We start from the raw sequence: 15,628 nt of genomic DNA, 5'->3' as shown, positions 1-15,628 counted from the left end.
TCAGCCCACCAGTTTCTGAGCGGTATTCGCCAGCCGCAGACCCAGCGCGCGGCACAGTGCCACTTCGTGCTGATCGAGGCCTTTTTTGCCGTCTGCGCCGGCGTGATGACTGGCACCGTAAGGCGTACCGCCGCCCTGGGTTTCCAGCAACGCCGACTCGCTGTACGGCAGACCGGTGATCAGCATGCCGTGGTGCAACAGCGGCAGCATCATCGACAGCAGCGTGGTTTCCTGGCCGCCGTGCAGGCTGGCGGTGGAAGTGAACACCCCGGCCGGTTTGCCGACGAGGGCACCGGTCAGCCACAGGTTGCTGGTGCCGTCGAGGAAGTATTTCAGCGGCGCTGCCATGTTGCCGAAACGTGTCGGACTGCCCAGCGCCAGGCCGGCGCAGTTCTTCAGGTCATCGAGCGTGGCATACAGCGCGCCTTCGTCCGGGATATCCGGGGCCACCGCTTCGCACTCGGTGGAGATTGCCGGCACAGTGCGCAGGCGGGCTTCCAGTCCGGCCTTCTCGACACCCCGGGCAATCTGCCGGGCCATCTCGTGGGTCGAGCCGTTGCGGCTGTAATACAGCACCAGAATGTACGGCGCGCTCACGGCAACAACTCCAGAATATTTTCCGGCGGACGACCGATGACGGCTTTGTCGCCGACCTCCAGAATCGGCCGCTCCATCAGTTTCGGATGTTGGGCGATGGCGTCGATCAATTGCGCTTCGCTGAGACTTTCGTCAGCCAGTTGAAGCATTTTGTATTCATCTTCTGCGGTGCGCAGCAGTTGGCGTGCGCTGATCCCGAGCTTGCCGAGCAGCGCCTTGATTTGCGCGGCGCTCAGCGGCGTTTCGAGGTAGCGCACGACGTTTGGGGCCAGGCCGCGGGCTTCGAGAAGTTCCAGCGCGCCGCGGGATTTCGAGCAGCGCGGATTGTGATAAAGCGTCAGATCGGTCATGTCGGGTCGCTTCTGGCGTAAAGTGGCGGCTATTCTAACTGTGCAGCGCGCAATCCAGAACCTTCGGAGGCGATGGGTCGCAGGCGCATTCAAATTTTCACAAGGAACAAGACATGACACGGCGATTGGCAGCGGCATTGACGATGATCGGGGCGTTGATGCTGGGGGGCTGCGGCAACGACTATGGCATTGACCAGAACGGGCAGAAAGTTGCGTCCGAACGTTTGGACAAGCAATGGGTGGTGCTCAATTACTGGGCAGAATGGTGTGGCCCGTGCCGCACGGAAATTCCTGAGCTCAACCATTTGGCGGATGAGCTCAAGGGCAAGAATGTCGGGGTGTTCGGGGTTAACTTCGATAACGTGCAGGGCGCGGAGCTGAAAGAGGCCAGTGAAAAACTCGGCATCAAGTTCACCGTACTGGCGCAAGATCCGGCGGAGCTGTTTGACGTGCCGCGCAGTGAGGCACTGCCGGTGACTTACATCATCGACAACAAGGGCAAAGTGCGTGAGCAACTGATGGGCGAGCAGACGGCGGCGGGGGTGATGGCGAAGCTTGAGGCGTTGCAGGCGACCCAGTAACGTCAAAAGCCCCTCACCCCAGCCCTCCCGAAACGTCGGATCAATCGTCGGGAGAGGGGCAGGGTGAGGGCTTGGCGGTCCTGAGACTCAACCCTCTTCCAGCCACCAGCGCAGCGGCTTGCCTTCAGCTGGCCAGAAACGCATCTGCTCGATTGGCGAGATGTCCCAGCGCTGGACATGTTCCAGCGCCTGCAGGAAGCGTTGTTCCTGCTCCATCAGCGCGGGTGCACAGAGCTTGCGGGTCTTGCCGATCTTGCCGAAGCTGATCTTGTCACCTTCGAGGGTGTATGGCGCGAACCAATGGTTGCAGCCACCGTTGCCGTAGGCACGGCCATCATCGCCAAGGGTAATGGTCAGGTGGCTGTAATCCATCAATGGGCGTTCGCCGATCCACTCCAGAATGTAGCTGCGGTTCTGTTGCAGTTGCACAGGCTCCGCGGCGCAGCCTACCAGGCCGGCACCGACCAGAGCGGTCAGGGCAAGGCGTTTCATCACGCAGGCTCCTGGCATTTCGGGCACAGGTGCTTGCCGCCGACGGCTTTCCAGCCCAGCTCGGCAATGCGCGCCGTGGCTGCCGGTTTTTCGGCGGTCTTGCCGAGCTTGGCATCTACCGCAAACTCGAAGCTCAGTTCTTTGGCGCAGCTGTCGCAGTTGACCTGCCAGGTGTGGATCGCCAGTTCACCGAACACCGGGCCCTTGGTCATCGCGGTCCATTGGCCCGGCGGGTTGATCAGGTGGCGGACGGTTTCAACGCTCAGGCGCATGGACAAGTCCTTGCTGCCTTTGAGGGTGACCAACAGGACGTCACCGATGCGGATCGAGCCACCGTTGCCGGTAACCTGATAGCGGCCAGGAACGAGGGCGCGGCATTCGGTGAGGGTGTGTTGCGGGTTCATCAGGGTGTAGCGGAAATCGTGTTCGACCATGGGTCCTCCAAATATGCGCGACATGCTAGCACGGGCTCGATTGCAGAATGATGCGCGCTTGCGACCTTCGATCCGGTTCAAATCGACTTGCGCACATGGCAAACTGCCGGCCTCTACTCTGAAGGAACGGAACATGGCGCTGATCGAATGTTATGAATGCAAGAAGAGCATCAGCTCCGAAGCCCCGGCGTGCATTCATTGCGGTGCTCCGATGGCGGAGCAGCAAGCCCGCGCGCAAGTCCCGCCACAAGCCCAGGCGCAGGTCGTACCCGGTCCTGCTCAGGCATCGACGATTTCGTTCGGCAGTCTGCCGCGTAACCGCGCCGTTCCCGAGGCCGTTGCCCTTGCTCCGGAACCTGAACCGCTGCCGAAAGTGATGCCCGCAGCGGCGGGGCGTCGTCGGCGCCAGCAGGTCGAGGAACCGGTTCAGCCACCGAGCGCTGTCGCCGGCAGTCGTCCGGTGGAGGGCTGGCTGAAGATCATGGTGTTTCTGTTGCCGATGGTGTTCGTCTGGTTCCTGCTGCGCAGCGGCTATTCGGCCAAGGCCCGGCTGTTTGGTTTTGGCTGGCTGGCGCTGTTGATTCTGGCGTCCTCGCTCTCGCCAAAATAACGCTTAACCCTCGACCTGGTTCTGCGGCGATCCTGCCGCCCAGGTCGTGATGTTGTGCAGGGTGGTCGCGGCAATCGCGCCCAGTGCCTCGCGCGTCAGGAAGGCCTGATGCGCGGTGATGATCACGTTCGGAAAGGTCAGCAAGCGTGCCAGCACGTCGTCCTGCAAAGGCAGGTCGGAGCGATCCTCGAAAAACAGCTGCGCCTCTTCTTCATAGACATCCAGCCCCAGATAGCCGAGCTGTCCGTCCTTCAAGGCCTCGATCAGCGCCGGCGTGTCGACCAGTCCACCGCGCCCGGTATTGATCAGCATGGCGCCCGCCTGCATGTGCGCCAGGGAGTCCCGGTTGATCAGGTGTTTGCTCTGTTCATTGAGCGGGCAGTGCAGGCTGATGATCCGCGACTGCGCGAGCAGCGCCGGCAGGCTCAGATAACGTGCGCCCAGGGCCAGCACTTCCGGATTTGGAAAAGGGTCGTAAGCCAGCAACTCACAGCCGAACCCGTGCATGATTTTCGCGAAGGTCGCGCCGATCTGTCCGGTACCGACGATGCCGACGGTCTTGCCGACCAGATCGAAACCCGTCAGGCCATGCAGGCTGAAATCGCCTTCACGGGTGCGGTTGTAGGCGCGGTGCAAGCGCCGGTTGAGAGCGAGGATCAGCGCCACGGCGTGTTCGGCGACGGCGTGCGGCGAGTAGGCCGGCACGCGCACGACGGCCAGTCCCAGGCGTTTTGCCGTGGACAGATCAACATGGTTGTAGCCCGCCGAGCGCAGGGCGATCAGGCGTGTGCCGCCAGCGGCCAGGCGTTCAAGCACTGCCGCGCCAAGGTCATCATTGATGAACGCACACACCACTTCGTGGCCGTCGGCCAGCGGCGCGGTGTCGAGGCTGAGCCGGGCCGGCTGAAAATGCAGTTCGAGATCCGCCGGGCAATCGGCGGCGAGAAAACTGTCGCGGTCGTAGGTCTGGCTGCTGAAAACGATTGTGCGCATGAAATCCTCCTGGAGCATCGACGCGGGTTGCATCACCTGCACCCACTTTAGCCGCCCGCGCGATGCCCGGTATTGCCGTGGATCAGGCGCTGATCCGCGCTTGCGCAGCCAGACGGTTGATCGCTCGCTCCAGTTCATCCAGAGCCATCGACGCTTTCGGATCGTCCTGCTTGAGCAGGGTTTCGCTGCGCTGGCAGGCGGCGCGCAACTGCGGTACACCGCAGTAACGGGTGGCACCGTGCAGGCGGTGCACCCGTTCCAGCAAGGCGTTTTGGTCGTGACTGTCGCGGGCATTGCGAATGGCTTCACGATCGGCTTCCAGCGAGGCCAGCAGCATCGCCAGCATGTCCGCCGCCAGATCCGCCTTGCCGGCGGCGAGGCGCAGACCTTCCTCATGATCGAGCACCGGCAGGTCGTTGCCGCCAGCGGCGCTGTCGACCCGCTCCGGCCCTTGGTTACGCAGGGCCAGGCCGGTCCATTTGAGCACCACCTGCGCCAGTTGCCGCTCGCTGATCGGTTTGGTCAGGTAGTCGTCCATGCCGCTTTGCAGCAGTGCGCGTTTTTCGTTGGCCATCGCGTGCGCGGTGAGCGCGACGATCGGTAGCGGTGTGCAATGCCGCTCGCTTTCCCATTGGCGAATGGTTTCGGTGCTCTGGCGACCGTCCATGCCCGGCATCTGCACGTCCATCAACACCAGGTCGAAGGATTCGGTCTGCACCGCTTTTACCGCCGCGTAGCCACTTTCAACCGCAAGCACCTTGGCGCCCATGTCTTCGAGCAGGGTCTGCACCAGCAACAGGTTGGCCGGGTTATCGTCAACACACAGCACTTTCGGCGCGCGACTCGACAGCGGCTCGCCGGGCTCGTTGCGCGGCTGGCGCGGGTTGGCCAGATCCGACAGCGCGCGGCGCAATTTGCGTGTGCATGCCGGTTTGGCCTGCAACTGGCTGTGTGGGTTCGGCACCGACAGATGGAACAGCGTCTGCTCGGTGGTCGGGCACAGCACCAGCACCTTGCAGCCGAGGTGTTCGAGGTCCCAGATGTGCTGGTTCAAACGCTCCGGAAGCATGTCGTTGCTGGTGATGCCGAGCACCGCCAGATCGATTGCCTGATCAGTCTGGTGGGCGCCGGTCACGCCATTGGTCAGGCTCTCCAGGGTGTTGAAGGTGGTGACGTCGAGGCCGCAGTCTTCCAGTTGATGCTGCAAGGCCTGACGCGCCAGTTCGTGGTTCTCCAGCACCGCCACGCGGCGTCCGAGCAGGGGGGGCGACGGCAGGTCTTCGGCATCGTCGCGGGTTTTCGGCAGGCTCAGGCTTATCCAGAATTCCGAGCCTTCGCCCGGCGTGCTTTCGACGCCGATTTCGCCGCCCATCTGCTCGATCAGGCGCTTGGAAATCACCAGCCCCAGACCGGTACCGCCGGGTTGGCGTGACAAGGAGTTATCCGCCTGACTGAACGCCTGGAACAGTGCGCGCACGTCCTGACTCGACAGGCCGATGCCGGTGTCCTGGATGCTGATACGCAGTTGCACGCTGTCTTCGTGTTCATCTTCCAGCATCGCCCGGGCGACGATGGTGCCCTCGCGGGTGAATTTGATCGCGTTGCTCACCAGGTTCGTGAGGATCTGTTTGAGGCGCAGCGGATCACCGACCAGCGACAGCGGCGTGTCGCGATACACCAGACTGACCAGCTCAAGCTGTTTGGCGTGCGCGGCGGGGGCGAGGATGGTCAGGGTGTCTTGCAACAGATCGCGCAGGTTGAACGGAATATGGTCGAGCACCAGTTTGCCGGCCTCGATCTTCGAGAAGTCGAGAATCTCGTTAATGATCCCGAGCAGGCTGTCGGCGGATTTTTCGATGGTGCCCAGATAGTCGAGCTGGCGCGGGGTCAGCTCGCTTTTCTGCAATAAATGAGTGAAGCCGAGAATGCCGTTGAGCGGCGTGCGGATCTCGTGGCTCATGTTGGCGAGGAATTCGGATTTGATCCGGCTCGCTTCGAGCGCTTCTTTGCGCGCCAGATCCAGCTCGATGTTCTGAATCTCGATGGTTTCCAGGTTCTGGCGCACGTCTTCGGTGGCCTGATCGACGCTGTGCTGCAATTCTTCCCGGGCGTTCTGCAGGGTGCCGGCCATGCGGTTGATGCCCGACGCCAGTTCATCCAGTTCCTGACTGCCAAGTGGCGGCAGGCGGGTTTCGAGGTGGCCGTCCTTGAGCTGCGCAACGGCTTGCTTGATCTGGCCCAGCGGGCGGTTGATCGTGCGGCCCATGCGCAAGGCGAGCAGGGCGGCACCGGCAAGTCCGGCGGCGATCAGCAGCAGGCTGGCGAACAGGCTGCGATAGCCGCGCAGCAACATGCCGTTGTGCGACAGCTCCAGTTCGACCCAGCCGAGCAAGCGCTCGGACTCTTGCGGAATCAATTCGCCGGCCAGATTGCGGTGCTTGCCGAACACCGGCATCAGATAGCGGGTCGCGTCATTGCCGCTGCGCCGTTGCAGTTGCGCAGTGTTACCGCTCGGCGCCTCATTGAGCATGGTCGGGCCGGCGTGGGCCAGCGGCGAGCGATCCGGCGCGAGGAAAGTGACGGCGCGCATGTCGGGCTGTTCGAGGGATTGGGTAGCGATGCGTTCGAGCAATTCAGTGTTGCCGTGGCCCATGGCGGGCGCCACCAGTGGGGCCAGTTGCTCGGCAATCATCTCGCCGCGCTGCATCAATTGGGTCTGCAAGTCGGCCTGCTGCGTCCAGGTGAAATAGCCACCCAGCACCAGCGCCATCAGGCTGGTCGGCAACAAGGTCAGCAACAACACACGACCTTTGATTCCCAGTTTCTTGAGCACGCCTATCTCCTGCATCCCGCTGATCCGTTGACTCATGCGTGCATCCGGCACGCGACATTGGCGCAGTGTAGCGATTTGCTCGCGGGCAATCTTCGGAAAAATGCGTGGCTGATCGGTCTGCTCGTTGGTCAGATCGCTGAACCTTGAGTTGCCCGGTGCCCGACAATCTTGAATAATTGCGCCCAACTGAGAATTACTTGCAGATACTCATGACTCCTGTTTCCGCTGGCCAGCCACGCATTCTTTCCATCGAAGACGACCCGGTGCTCGGCGCCTATGTGCACGAACATCTGGGCCGCAGCGGTTTTCAGGTGACGTGGTGCCAGAACGGCCAGGAAGGCCTGAACATCGCCAGGCGTCAGCCGTTCGACGTGGTGCTGATGGACATTCTGTTGCCGGGGCTGGACGGTTTGAACGTACTGACGCAATTGCGCCAGAGCCATTCGACGCCGGTGTTGCTGATGTCGGCCCTGGGCGCCGAAGCCGATCGCATCAGCGGCTTTCGTCTGGGCGCCGATGATTACTTGCCCAAGCCCTTCAGCATGGCCGAGCTGCATGTGCGCATCGAAGCCATCCTGCGCCGGGTCGCTCTTGATCGTCGCCCTGCAGCGCTCGCCGAGCCTGTGGAGACGGGCACGTTGCGCTTCGACGACGGGCAGTGCGAAGTGTTCTTTCGCGAACAGCCTGCCGGGCTGACGCGCAGCGAATTCCGCCTGCTGGAAACCCTCAATCGCAATGGCGAAGAAGTGCTGAGCAAGGCCTTCCTTTATCAGCATGTGCTGCAGCGCGGTTACGCCGCCCATGATCGCAGCCTCGACATGCACATCAGCCAGATCCGGCGCAAACTCAAGGCCATCGGTTACACCGAGCGGGAAGTGCGAACAGTGTGGGGCAAGGGTTACGTGTTGAGTGCCGCCGATGAAACGCTCTGAGCTTCCGGGGTGGCATTCGCTGTTCTGGAAACTGGCGTGTCTGCTGGTGGCGTTCTGTCTGCTGATGATCTGGTTGAGCTGGTCATGGGGTCGTTACATGGAGGAGCGCAATCAGTTCCTCTCCGACGAGGCGCGCGGCACCTTGACGCGATATGCCGGTGAAGCCGAGCGCGCCTGGCAGCGGGGCGGGCGTGACGGGGTCGCTGACTGGTTGCAGAGCATGGAATTGCGCGAGGCCAGTTGGGTGGGCGTCATTGGCGGCAACTTGCAGTCGCTGGGCCGTGATCCGCTGACTGATCAGGAGCTCCAGCGCCTGACGTTCTTGCGCGGCCTCGACTGGCCGATTCACACGAAAGGCCGGCCATGGTTACGCATACCGTTTCCCAAAGAGTCGTCTGCCGGCAGCCTGGTGATCGAACTGCCCGAGCGCTTCTTGCCGGGCAAATACCGGGTGTTCTGGCGGGTAATCACCAATGGCGTGATTCCCGGGCTGTTTACCTTGCTGCTCTGCGTCGGCCTCTATCGCTTGCTGGTGGTGCCGCTGAACAACCTGCGTGAACAGGCCAACGCTTGGCGCGCCGATCAGTTGAACGTGCGCCTGTCGAGCGGCATCACTCAACGCCCGGATGAACTTGGCGAGCTGGCGCGGGCCTTCGACTCGATGTCCGAGCGCCTGCAATCGACTGTCGCCCTGCAACAACAACTGCTGCGCGATCTGTCCCACGAATTGCGCACACCGCTGAGCCGACTGCGCGTGGCCAGCGAAAGCGAGCAGGAACTGTTGCAGTTGCGTGAGCGCATCGGTCGCGAGGTCGACGGCATGCAACGGCTGGTCGAAGACACCCTGCAACTGGCCTGGCTCGACACCGACCGCACGCCATTGCCGGATGAGGCGATTCAGATCCAGGCCCTGTGGGAAATGCTCACCGACAACGCCTGTTATGAAAGCGGCTGGCCGAGTCTGCAATTGCGGTGTTCGGTGGAGGCGTCGTGCTGGGTGCGTGGCAATCTGAATACCCTGGCGCAGGCACTGGAGAACATTTTGCGCAATGCCATTCGCCATTCGCCACAGGGCGGGATGGTGCGGCTCGATGGCCGGCGCGATGGCGATTACTGGCATCTGTGGCTGGAAGATCAGGGCGGTGGCGTAGCGGAAGGTGATCTGGAGCGGATCTTTTCGCCATTCATTCGGCTGGATGGCTCGCGGCCCGGTGATGGCGGATTTGGTTTGGGGTTGAGCATCGCGCGCAATGCCGTGCAGCGTCAGGGGGGGAGTCTGTGGGCGGAGAATGGCGGGGCGGGGTTGCGGCTGAATTTGCGGTTGGTCGCGGATGATGGTGTTGCGCCGACTGACGCCTTCGCGAGCAGGCTCGCTCCCACCTTGGAACTCGGATCGGCGCAGATTGTGTGAACAACAGTTAATAGTGTCATCACTGCTGACACTATTCTGCGAATGACACTACTCCCTGTGGGAGCGAGCCTGCTCGCGAAGAGGCCATACGCAACACCGCCAATCAAGATGACCCAGCGTAAAAGTCTCACCAGTGGTGAGACTCTTGCTGCTTATTCCCATAAACCATAAGTACCGCACTTTGCGTGATATGGCCTGCGCGGGTTTGCCGGTATGATAGGCGCCCCCGCACGTCTGGATTGCGAATACGCCATGATCCTGCAGTACCCAACCATCGCCGATTGCGTCGGCAACACGCCGCTGGTGCGTTTGCAGCGCCTGCCCGGTGCTACCAGCAACACCCTATTGCTCAAGCTCGAAGGGAATAACCCGGCGGGTTCGGTCAAGGACCGCCCGGCACTGTCGATGATCACCCGTGCCGAATTGCGTGGGCAGATCCACGCCGGCGATACGCTGATCGAAGCGACCTCGGGTAACACCGGCATTGCGCTGGCCATGGCTGCGGCGATCAAGGGTTACAAGATGATCCTGATCATGCCGGACAACTCCAGCGCCGAGCGCAAGGCGGCGATGACCGCTTATGGCGCCGAGCTGATTCTGGTCAGTCAGGAAGAGGGCATGGAAGGCGCGCGCGATCTGGCGCAGCGCATGGAGGCCGAAGGCCGTGGCAAGGTGCTCGATCAGTTCGCCAACGGCGACAATCCCGAAGCGCATTACACCACCACTGGCCCGGAAATCTGGCGTCAGACCCAGGGCACCATCACCCATTTCGTCAGTTCGATGGGCACTACCGGCACCATCATGGGCGTGTCGCGCTACCTGAAAGAGCAGAGCGACAGCGTGCAGATCGTCGGCCTGCAACCGATGGAAGGCTCGGCCATTCCCGGCATCCGCCGCTGGCCGCAGGAATACCTGCCGAAGATTTATCAGGCCGACCGCGTTGATCGCATCGTCGACATGGCGCAAAGCGAAGCCGAGGACGTCACCCGTCGTCTGGCCCGTGAAGAAGGCATCTTCTGTGGCGTGTCCTCGGGCGGTGCGGTGGCAGCGATGCTGCGCCTGTCCAAGGAAGTCGAAAACGCGGTGATCGTCGCGATCATCTGCGACCGTGGCGACCGATACCTGTCGACCGGCATTTTCGACGCGCCCAACTGATGGCCAAGCACGAGAGAGGCCTGCGCTTCCAGCCCACCGGCGGTAGCAAGGCCGCGCAAATCCCGACCGGCAAAAAGCAGCGCTTGAGCATCGAGCGCCTGGCCAATGACGGGCGCGGTATCGCGTTTTTCGAAGGCAAAACCTGGTTCGTCCTCGGCGCCCTTGCCGGTGAAGAGGTCGAGGCGCGGGTGCTCGGCGCTCGCGGCAAAGTGGTCGAGGCGCGCACCGAGCGTGTGTTCAAGACCAGCGAACTGCGCCGCCCGGCACCGTGTCAGCACGCCGGTCGTTGCGGCGGTTGCAGCGTTCAGCATCTGCCCCATGACGAACAACTCGCCCTGAAACAGCGCATGCTCGCCGAGCAATTGTCGCGCGTTGCCGCTGTCGAACCTGAAGAGTGGGCAGCACCGCTGACCGGTCCTGAATTCGGCTATCGCCGTCGTGCCCGGATTGCGGTGCGCTGGGACATGAAGGCGAAGAAACTCGAAGTCGGTTTGCGCGCTGCCGGCAGCCAGGACATCGTCGCGATCAGCGAATGCCCGGTGCTGGTACAGCCCTTGCAGCCGATCATGACCCGTTTGCCGGAGATGCTCCGTCGTTTGAGCAAGCCGCAGGCGCTGGGGCATGTCGAGTTGTTCAGCGGCTCGTCACTGGCGGTGTTGCTGCGGCACATGGCGCCGCTGTCGGCAGCGGATCTGACGATCCTCAAGGATTTCTGCGCGTTCCATGAAGCGCAATTGTGGCTGCATGGTGAAGGCGAGCCGCAACCGGTGGAGGCCAGCCAGTCGCTCGGCTATCGCCTGGAGCAGTGGGGTCTGGATCTGGCTTACCGGCCAGGGGATTTCATCCAGGTCAATGCCGGCGTCAATGAAGCGATGGTGGCGCAGGCGCTGGACTGGCTGAAACCGGGCAGCGACGAGCGCGTGCTGGATCTGTTCTGCGGCCTGGGCAACTTCGCTTTGCCGCTGGCCAAAGCCGTGCGTGAAGTTGTCGCGGTGGAAGGTGTGCAGACCATGGTCGAGCGCGCCGAAGCGAACGCCGCTAGTAACAATTTGCATAACACAAAGTTTTTTCAAGCCGATTTATCCCAGCCTTTGAGCGATGCCCAGTGGATCGGAAGCGGCTTTTCTGCGGTACTCTTGGACCCACCGCGAGACGGTGCTTTCGAGGTGGTACGCAAGCTGGCGACCCTGGGTGCCAAACGGTTGGTGTATGTGTCGTGCAATCCGGCCACGCTGGCGCGCGACACGGTGGAATTGATCAAGCAGGGCTACCGGTTAAAACGTGCCGGGATTCTCGATATGTTTCCTCAGACGGCACATGTCGAGGCCATGGCGTTATTTGAAGCGAGCCAGGATGGCTCGTCTGAATCCGCCTGACCTGCCCGTGCAGCGCTCGATCCAGCCCCACGAGCGCAAGCGGGCAACGAAGGTCAGCGATTTGACGCATTGAGTCTGCGTCGTAGGGAAGGTAAAGCAAGATGGTACAGGTGAGAGCACACCAGCCGATCAACACTGACGGCAGTATCAATCTCGAGGCTTGGCTCGATCATGCGGTCAGTGTCGATCTGGCACTGGATCGCGAAGCCTTGAAGGAAGCCTGCGAGTACGCTCGCGAGGCCGAACAGCAGTCCAATGCGAAAAAGAATCTGTGGGCCGAAGGCTCCGGCAGCTTCAGCACTGGACTGGAGATCGCCGAGATTCTCGCCGACCTCAAGCTCGATCAGGATTCGCTGGTCGCAGCGGTGCTGTATCGCGGTGTTCGCGAAGGCCAGATCGAACTCGCTGCCGTCGGCCAGCGCTTCGGCCCGGTGGTGGCCAAGCTGATCGACGGCGTGCAGCGCATGGCGGCCATCAGCGCCAGCCTCAGCCCGCGTCAGTCGATGGTCATGGGCACGCAAGGGCAGGTGGAAAACCTGCGCAAGATGCTTGTGGCAATGGTCGATGACGTGCGCGTCGCGCTGATCAAGCTGGCCGAACGCACCTGTGCCATTCGCGCAGTGAAAACCGCCGACGACGAAAAGCGTAACCGTGTCGCCCGGGAAGTCTTCGACATCTATGCGCCGCTCGCGCACCGCCTCGGCATCGGTCATATCAAATGGGAACTGGAGGACTTGTCCTTCCGTTACCTGGAGCCGGATCAATACAAGCAGATCGCCAAGTTACTCCACGAGCGACGGCTGGATCGCGAGCGTTTCATCAGCGACGTGATGACCCAGCTCAAAGACGAATTGCAGGCCACCGGCGTCGAGGCTGACATCAGTGGCCGGGCCAAGCACATCTATTCGATCTGGCGCAAAATGCAGCGCAAGGGTCTGGAATTCAGCCAGATCTACGACGTGCGTGCGGTGCGCGTGCTGGTGCCGGAAATGCGCGACTGCTACACCGCGCTGGGCATTGTCCACACCTTGTGGCGGCACATCCCGAAAGAATTCGACGACTACATCGCCAACCCGAAAGAAAACGGCTACCGCTCGCTGCACACGGCGGTGATCGGCCCTGAGGGTAAAGTGCTTGAGGTGCAGATCCGCACGCACTCGATGCACGAGGAAGCCGAACTCGGCGTCTGCGCGCACTGGCGCTACAAGGGCACCGACGTCAAATCCGGTTCGAACCACTACGAAGAGAAAATCTCCTGGCTGCGTCAGGTGCTCGAGTGGCACGAAGAACTGGGCGACATCGGCGGTCTGGCCGAACAGTTGCGCGTCGATATCGAGCCGGATCGGGTCTACATCTTCACCCCCGACGGTCACGCCATCGACTTGCCGAAAGGCGCGACGCCGCTGGACTTTGCCTACCGCGTGCACACCGAGATCGGTCACAACTGCCGTGGCGCGAAGATCAACGGCCGCATAGTGCCGCTCAACTACAGCCTGCAGACCGGTGAACAGGTCGAGATCATTACCAGCAAGCACGGTACGCCGAGCCGCGACTGGCTGAACTCGAACCTCGGTTACGTCACCACCTCGCGGGCGCGGGCGAAGATCGTCCACTGGTTCAAGTTGCAGGCGCGCGATCAGAACGTCGCTGCTGGTAAAACCCTGATCGAGCGCGAACTGACGCGTCTGGGTCTGCCTGCGGTGGATTTCGACAAGCTGGCCGACAAGGCCAACATGAAAACCGCTGAAGACATGTTTGCCGCCCTCGGTGCTGGTGATTTGCGTCTGGCGCAACTGGTCAACCTCGCGCAGCAACTGGTCGAGCCGGAGCGCGGCAACGAGCAACTGGAGCTGATCCCGCGCAAAGCCACCGGGTACAAACCGGGCAAGCGCGGCGACATTCAGATCCAGGGCGTCGGCAACCTGATGACGCAAATGGCCGGCTGCTGCCAGCCGCTGCCAGGCGATGCGATTGTCGGTTACATCACTCAGGGCCGTGGCGTGAGCATTCACCGTCAGGACTGCGCCTCGGTGCTGCAACTGTCCGGGCGTGAACCGGAGCGGATCATCCAGGTCAGCTGGGGCCCGGTGCCGGTGCTCACCTATCCGGTAGACATCATCATCCGCGCCTACGACCGTTCCGGCCTGTTGCGCGACGTCTCGCAGGTTCTGCTCAACGAGCGCATCAACGTGCTGGCGGTCAACACCCGCTCGAACAAGGAGGACAACACCGCGCTGATGTCTCTGACCATCGAGATTCCGGGGCTGGACGCGCTGGGGCGCTTGCTGGGGCGGATTTCGCAGTTGCCGAACATCATCGAAACGCGGCGTAACCGCACCCCGTGAACATCGACGCCGATCAACTGTGGGAGCGAGCCTGCTCGCTCCCACATGGGTTTTGTGGTGAGACAGAAAAATGATGTACAGCCTTGAAGACCTGCTACACCTGATGAGCCGTCTGCGTGATCCGCAGCACGGTTGCCCGTGGGACATCAAGCAAACCTACGCGACCATCGTCCCGCACACCCTCGAAGAAGCCTACGAAGTGGCCGATGCCATTGAGCGCGCAGACTTTGATCATTTACAGGGCGAGTTGGGCGATCTGCTGTTTCAGGTGGTGTATTACAGCCAGTTGGCTCGCGAAGAAGGGCGGTTCGAATTTGCCGGGGTGATCGACAGCATCACCCGCAAACTGATTCGTCGTCATCCTCATGTCTTTCCAACGGGCGATCTGTATGCACCGCTCGACGTGCCGCGCTTGAATGAAGAACAGGTCAAGCAGCGCTGGGAAGAGATCAAGGCCGAAGAGCGCGCCGAGCAATCCACCGCGCCGCAGCAACTGTCATTGCTCGACGACGTGCCGGCCACGTTGCCAGCGCTGTCCCGTTCAGCCAAGTTGCAGAAGCGGGCCGGGCAGGTCGGTTTCGACTGGCCGGACGCCTTGCCGGTGTTCGACAAGGTGCGTGAAGAGCTCGACGAAGTCCTCGAAGCCATGTCCGAAAACGATCCGGTGGCCGTGGCCGACGAGATCGGCGATCTGTTGTTTTCCGTGGTCAACTTGGCCCGGCACTTGAAGGTTGACCCGGAAACCGCGTTGCGCGGCGCCAACGGCAAATTTGAAAGACGTTTCCGTTTTATCGAACAGGCATTGCGCGACACCCGCCGTCCCATGGAAGATTGCACCCTCGAAGAGTTGGACGCCCTGTGGGGCGAAGCCAAACGCCAGGAAAAGAATTTGCCCAGCTGCGGCTGAGCCGTTGCCCAAGTGAGTAAGCATTGATGAGCATTTCCCTTCGCGACCAGTTGCTCAAAGCAGGCCTGGTCAACCAGAAGCAGGCCAAACAGGTCAGCAAAGACAAGCAGAAGCAGCAGCGTCTGGCCCACAAAGGCCAGATCGAACTGGACGATTCGCAGCAGCGCGCCGCCCAGGAAGCGATGGCCGAGAAGGTCAAGCGCGACCAGGAGCTGAACCGTCAGCAGCAGGAGAAGGCCGAGGCCAAGGCCCGTGCCGCGCAGGTCAAGCAGTTGATCGAAGTGACCCGCCTGCCGAAGCTCAACACCGAGGACTACTACAACTTCGTCGATGACAAGAAGGTCAAGCGCCTGTGCGTCAACGCGCTGATGCGCAACAAGCTCAGCAGCGGTGCGCTGGCCATCGTGCACCATGCCGGCGGCTACGAAGTGATCCCCCGTGAAGCGGCCCTGAAGATTCAGGAGCGCGATCCACAGCGCATCGTGCAGCTCAACGTGCAGACGGAAGAAGTCAGCGTCGAGGACGATCCATACGCGGCCTATCAGATCCCTGATGATCTGATGTGGTAAATCGGTGAAGCTGTAACAACGACAAACCCCGCGCATGGCGGGG

The 15,628-nt window shown here is 61.8% G+C and carries 15 protein-coding genes; 9 read left to right on the top strand and 6 right to left on the bottom strand.

Annotated features, from left to right (window positions below; genetic code table 11):
* Positions 1-597: an NAD(P)H:quinone oxidoreductase gene (gene wrbA / locus AACY19_RS17630; RefSeq protein WP_339452323.1), complete on the bottom strand. Its 597-nt coding sequence runs from the start codon at positions 595-597 to the stop codon at positions 1-3.
* A complete protein-coding gene (arsC, locus tag AACY19_RS17625) occupies positions 594-947 on the bottom strand; it encodes an arsenate reductase (glutaredoxin) (protein ID WP_339452321.1) in 354 nt (117 codons plus the stop codon). The genes wrbA and arsC overlap by 4 nt, the downstream gene beginning before the upstream one ends.
* A gap of 113 nt (positions 948-1,060) precedes the next feature.
* Between arsC and AACY19_RS17620 the strand changes: the two genes are divergently transcribed.
* On the top strand, positions 1,061-1,528 hold the full coding sequence (locus tag AACY19_RS17620; protein WP_339452319.1) for a TlpA disulfide reductase family protein: 468 nt from the start codon (positions 1,061-1,063) through the stop codon (positions 1,526-1,528).
* A gap of 87 nt (positions 1,529-1,615) precedes the next feature.
* Here AACY19_RS17620 and AACY19_RS17615 read toward each other — a convergent pair whose 3' ends face one another.
* Positions 1,616-2,020 (bottom strand): META domain-containing protein, encoded by a 405-nt coding sequence (locus AACY19_RS17615; RefSeq protein WP_339452317.1) that lies wholly within the window; start codon positions 2,018-2,020, stop codon positions 1,616-1,618.
* Positions 2,020-2,454, bottom strand: coding sequence for a hypothetical protein (locus AACY19_RS17610; RefSeq protein WP_339452315.1), 435 nt, complete (start codon positions 2,452-2,454; stop codon positions 2,020-2,022). Before AACY19_RS17610 ends, AACY19_RS17615 begins: the two co-directional genes overlap by 1 nt.
* Positions 2,455-2,587: 133 nt before the next feature.
* Between AACY19_RS17610 and AACY19_RS17605 the strand changes: the two genes are divergently transcribed.
* A complete protein-coding gene (locus AACY19_RS17605) occupies positions 2,588-3,064 on the top strand; it encodes a hypothetical protein (protein WP_339452313.1) in 477 nt (158 codons plus the stop codon).
* Between the two features lie 3 nt (positions 3,065-3,067).
* On the opposite strand, the gene AACY19_RS17600 is transcribed toward AACY19_RS17605, so the two are convergent.
* Together AACY19_RS17600 and AACY19_RS17595 are read right to left on the bottom strand one after the other, a co-directional pair.
* Positions 3,068-4,057 (bottom strand): 2-hydroxyacid dehydrogenase, encoded by a 990-nt coding sequence (locus tag AACY19_RS17600; protein WP_339452311.1) that lies wholly within the window; start codon positions 4,055-4,057, stop codon positions 3,068-3,070.
* 82 nt (positions 4,058-4,139) lie between these two features.
* Positions 4,140-6,890 carry a response regulator gene (locus AACY19_RS17595; protein WP_339452392.1) on the bottom strand — a complete coding sequence of 917 codons (2,751 nt, stop codon included), beginning with the start codon at positions 6,888-6,890 and terminating at the stop codon, positions 4,140-4,142.
* Between the two features lie 209 nt (positions 6,891-7,099).
* On the opposite strand from AACY19_RS17595, the gene AACY19_RS17590 reads away from it, so the two are divergent.
* The 7 genes from AACY19_RS17590 (at position 7,100) to AACY19_RS17560 (ending at position 15,585) form a co-directional block, all read left to right on the top strand.
* Entirely contained in the window at positions 7,100-7,822 is a 723-nt protein-coding gene (locus tag AACY19_RS17590) for a response regulator transcription factor (protein WP_339452309.1), read from the top strand.
* Positions 7,809-9,233, top strand: a complete 1,425-nt coding sequence (locus AACY19_RS17585; protein WP_339452307.1) for a sensor histidine kinase — start codon at positions 7,809-7,811, stop codon at positions 9,231-9,233. Before AACY19_RS17590 ends, AACY19_RS17585 begins: the two co-directional genes overlap by 14 nt.
* A gap of 252 nt (positions 9,234-9,485) precedes the next feature.
* On the top strand, positions 9,486-10,388 hold the full coding sequence (gene cysM / locus AACY19_RS17580) for a cysteine synthase CysM (RefSeq protein WP_339452390.1): 903 nt from the start codon (positions 9,486-9,488) through the stop codon (positions 10,386-10,388).
* Entirely contained in the window at positions 10,388-11,764 is a 1,377-nt protein-coding gene (gene rlmD / locus AACY19_RS17575; RefSeq protein WP_339452305.1) for a 23S rRNA (uracil(1939)-C(5))-methyltransferase RlmD, read from the top strand. The genes cysM and rlmD overlap by 1 nt, the downstream gene beginning before the upstream one ends.
* A 101-nt stretch (positions 11,765-11,865) precedes the next feature.
* Positions 11,866-14,109 (top strand): GTP diphosphokinase, encoded by a 2,244-nt coding sequence (gene relA / locus AACY19_RS17570; protein WP_339452303.1) that lies wholly within the window; start codon positions 11,866-11,868, stop codon positions 14,107-14,109.
* 73 nt (positions 14,110-14,182) lie between these two features.
* Positions 14,183-15,016 (top strand): nucleoside triphosphate pyrophosphohydrolase, encoded by an 834-nt coding sequence (gene mazG / locus AACY19_RS17565; RefSeq protein WP_339452388.1) that lies wholly within the window; start codon positions 14,183-14,185, stop codon positions 15,014-15,016.
* A 26-nt stretch (positions 15,017-15,042) separates the two neighbouring features.
* On the top strand, positions 15,043-15,585 hold the full coding sequence (locus tag AACY19_RS17560) for a DUF2058 domain-containing protein (protein ID WP_339452301.1): 543 nt from the start codon (positions 15,043-15,045) through the stop codon (positions 15,583-15,585).
* Positions 15,586-15,628: the final 43 nt, after the last annotated feature.

It is taken from the genome of Pseudomonas sp. EA_5y_Pfl2_R50 (assembly GCF_963970475.1).
Lineage (GTDB): Bacteria > Pseudomonadota > Gammaproteobacteria > Pseudomonadales > Pseudomonadaceae > Aquipseudomonas.
This window is presented reverse-complemented; position numbering and strand designations above follow the sequence as displayed.

Bases quoted from the DNA above. Each gene is read 5' to 3' on its own strand.
- arsC (WP_339452321.1), bottom strand. From the start codon at position 947: ATGACCGATCTGACGCTTTATCACAATCCGCGCTGCTCGAAATCCCGC.
- AACY19_RS17620 (WP_339452319.1), top strand. From the start codon at position 1,061: ATGACACGGCGATTGGCAGCGGCATTGACGATGATCGGGGCGTTGATG.
- AACY19_RS17615 (WP_339452317.1), bottom strand. From the start codon at position 2,020: ATGAAACGCCTTGCCCTGACCGCTCTGGTCGGTGCCGGCCTGGTAGGC.
- AACY19_RS17610 (WP_339452315.1), bottom strand. From the start codon at position 2,454: ATGGTCGAACACGATTTCCGCTACACCCTGATGAACCCGCAACACACC.
- AACY19_RS17605 (WP_339452313.1), top strand. From the start codon at position 2,588: ATGGCGCTGATCGAATGTTATGAATGCAAGAAGAGCATCAGCTCCGAA.
- AACY19_RS17600 (WP_339452311.1), bottom strand. From the start codon at position 4,057: ATGCGCACAATCGTTTTCAGCAGCCAGACCTACGACCGCGACAGTTTT.
- AACY19_RS17590 (WP_339452309.1), top strand. From the start codon at position 7,100: ATGACTCCTGTTTCCGCTGGCCAGCCACGCATTCTTTCCATCGAAGAC.
- AACY19_RS17585 (WP_339452307.1), top strand. From the start codon at position 7,809: ATGAAACGCTCTGAGCTTCCGGGGTGGCATTCGCTGTTCTGGAAACTG.
- cysM (WP_339452390.1), top strand. From the start codon at position 9,486: ATGATCCTGCAGTACCCAACCATCGCCGATTGCGTCGGCAACACGCCG.
- rlmD (WP_339452305.1), top strand. From the start codon at position 10,388: ATGGCCAAGCACGAGAGAGGCCTGCGCTTCCAGCCCACCGGCGGTAGC.
- relA (WP_339452303.1), top strand. From the start codon at position 11,866: ATGGTACAGGTGAGAGCACACCAGCCGATCAACACTGACGGCAGTATC.
- mazG (WP_339452388.1), top strand. From the start codon at position 14,183: ATGTACAGCCTTGAAGACCTGCTACACCTGATGAGCCGTCTGCGTGAT.
- AACY19_RS17560 (WP_339452301.1), top strand. From the start codon at position 15,043: ATGAGCATTTCCCTTCGCGACCAGTTGCTCAAAGCAGGCCTGGTCAAC.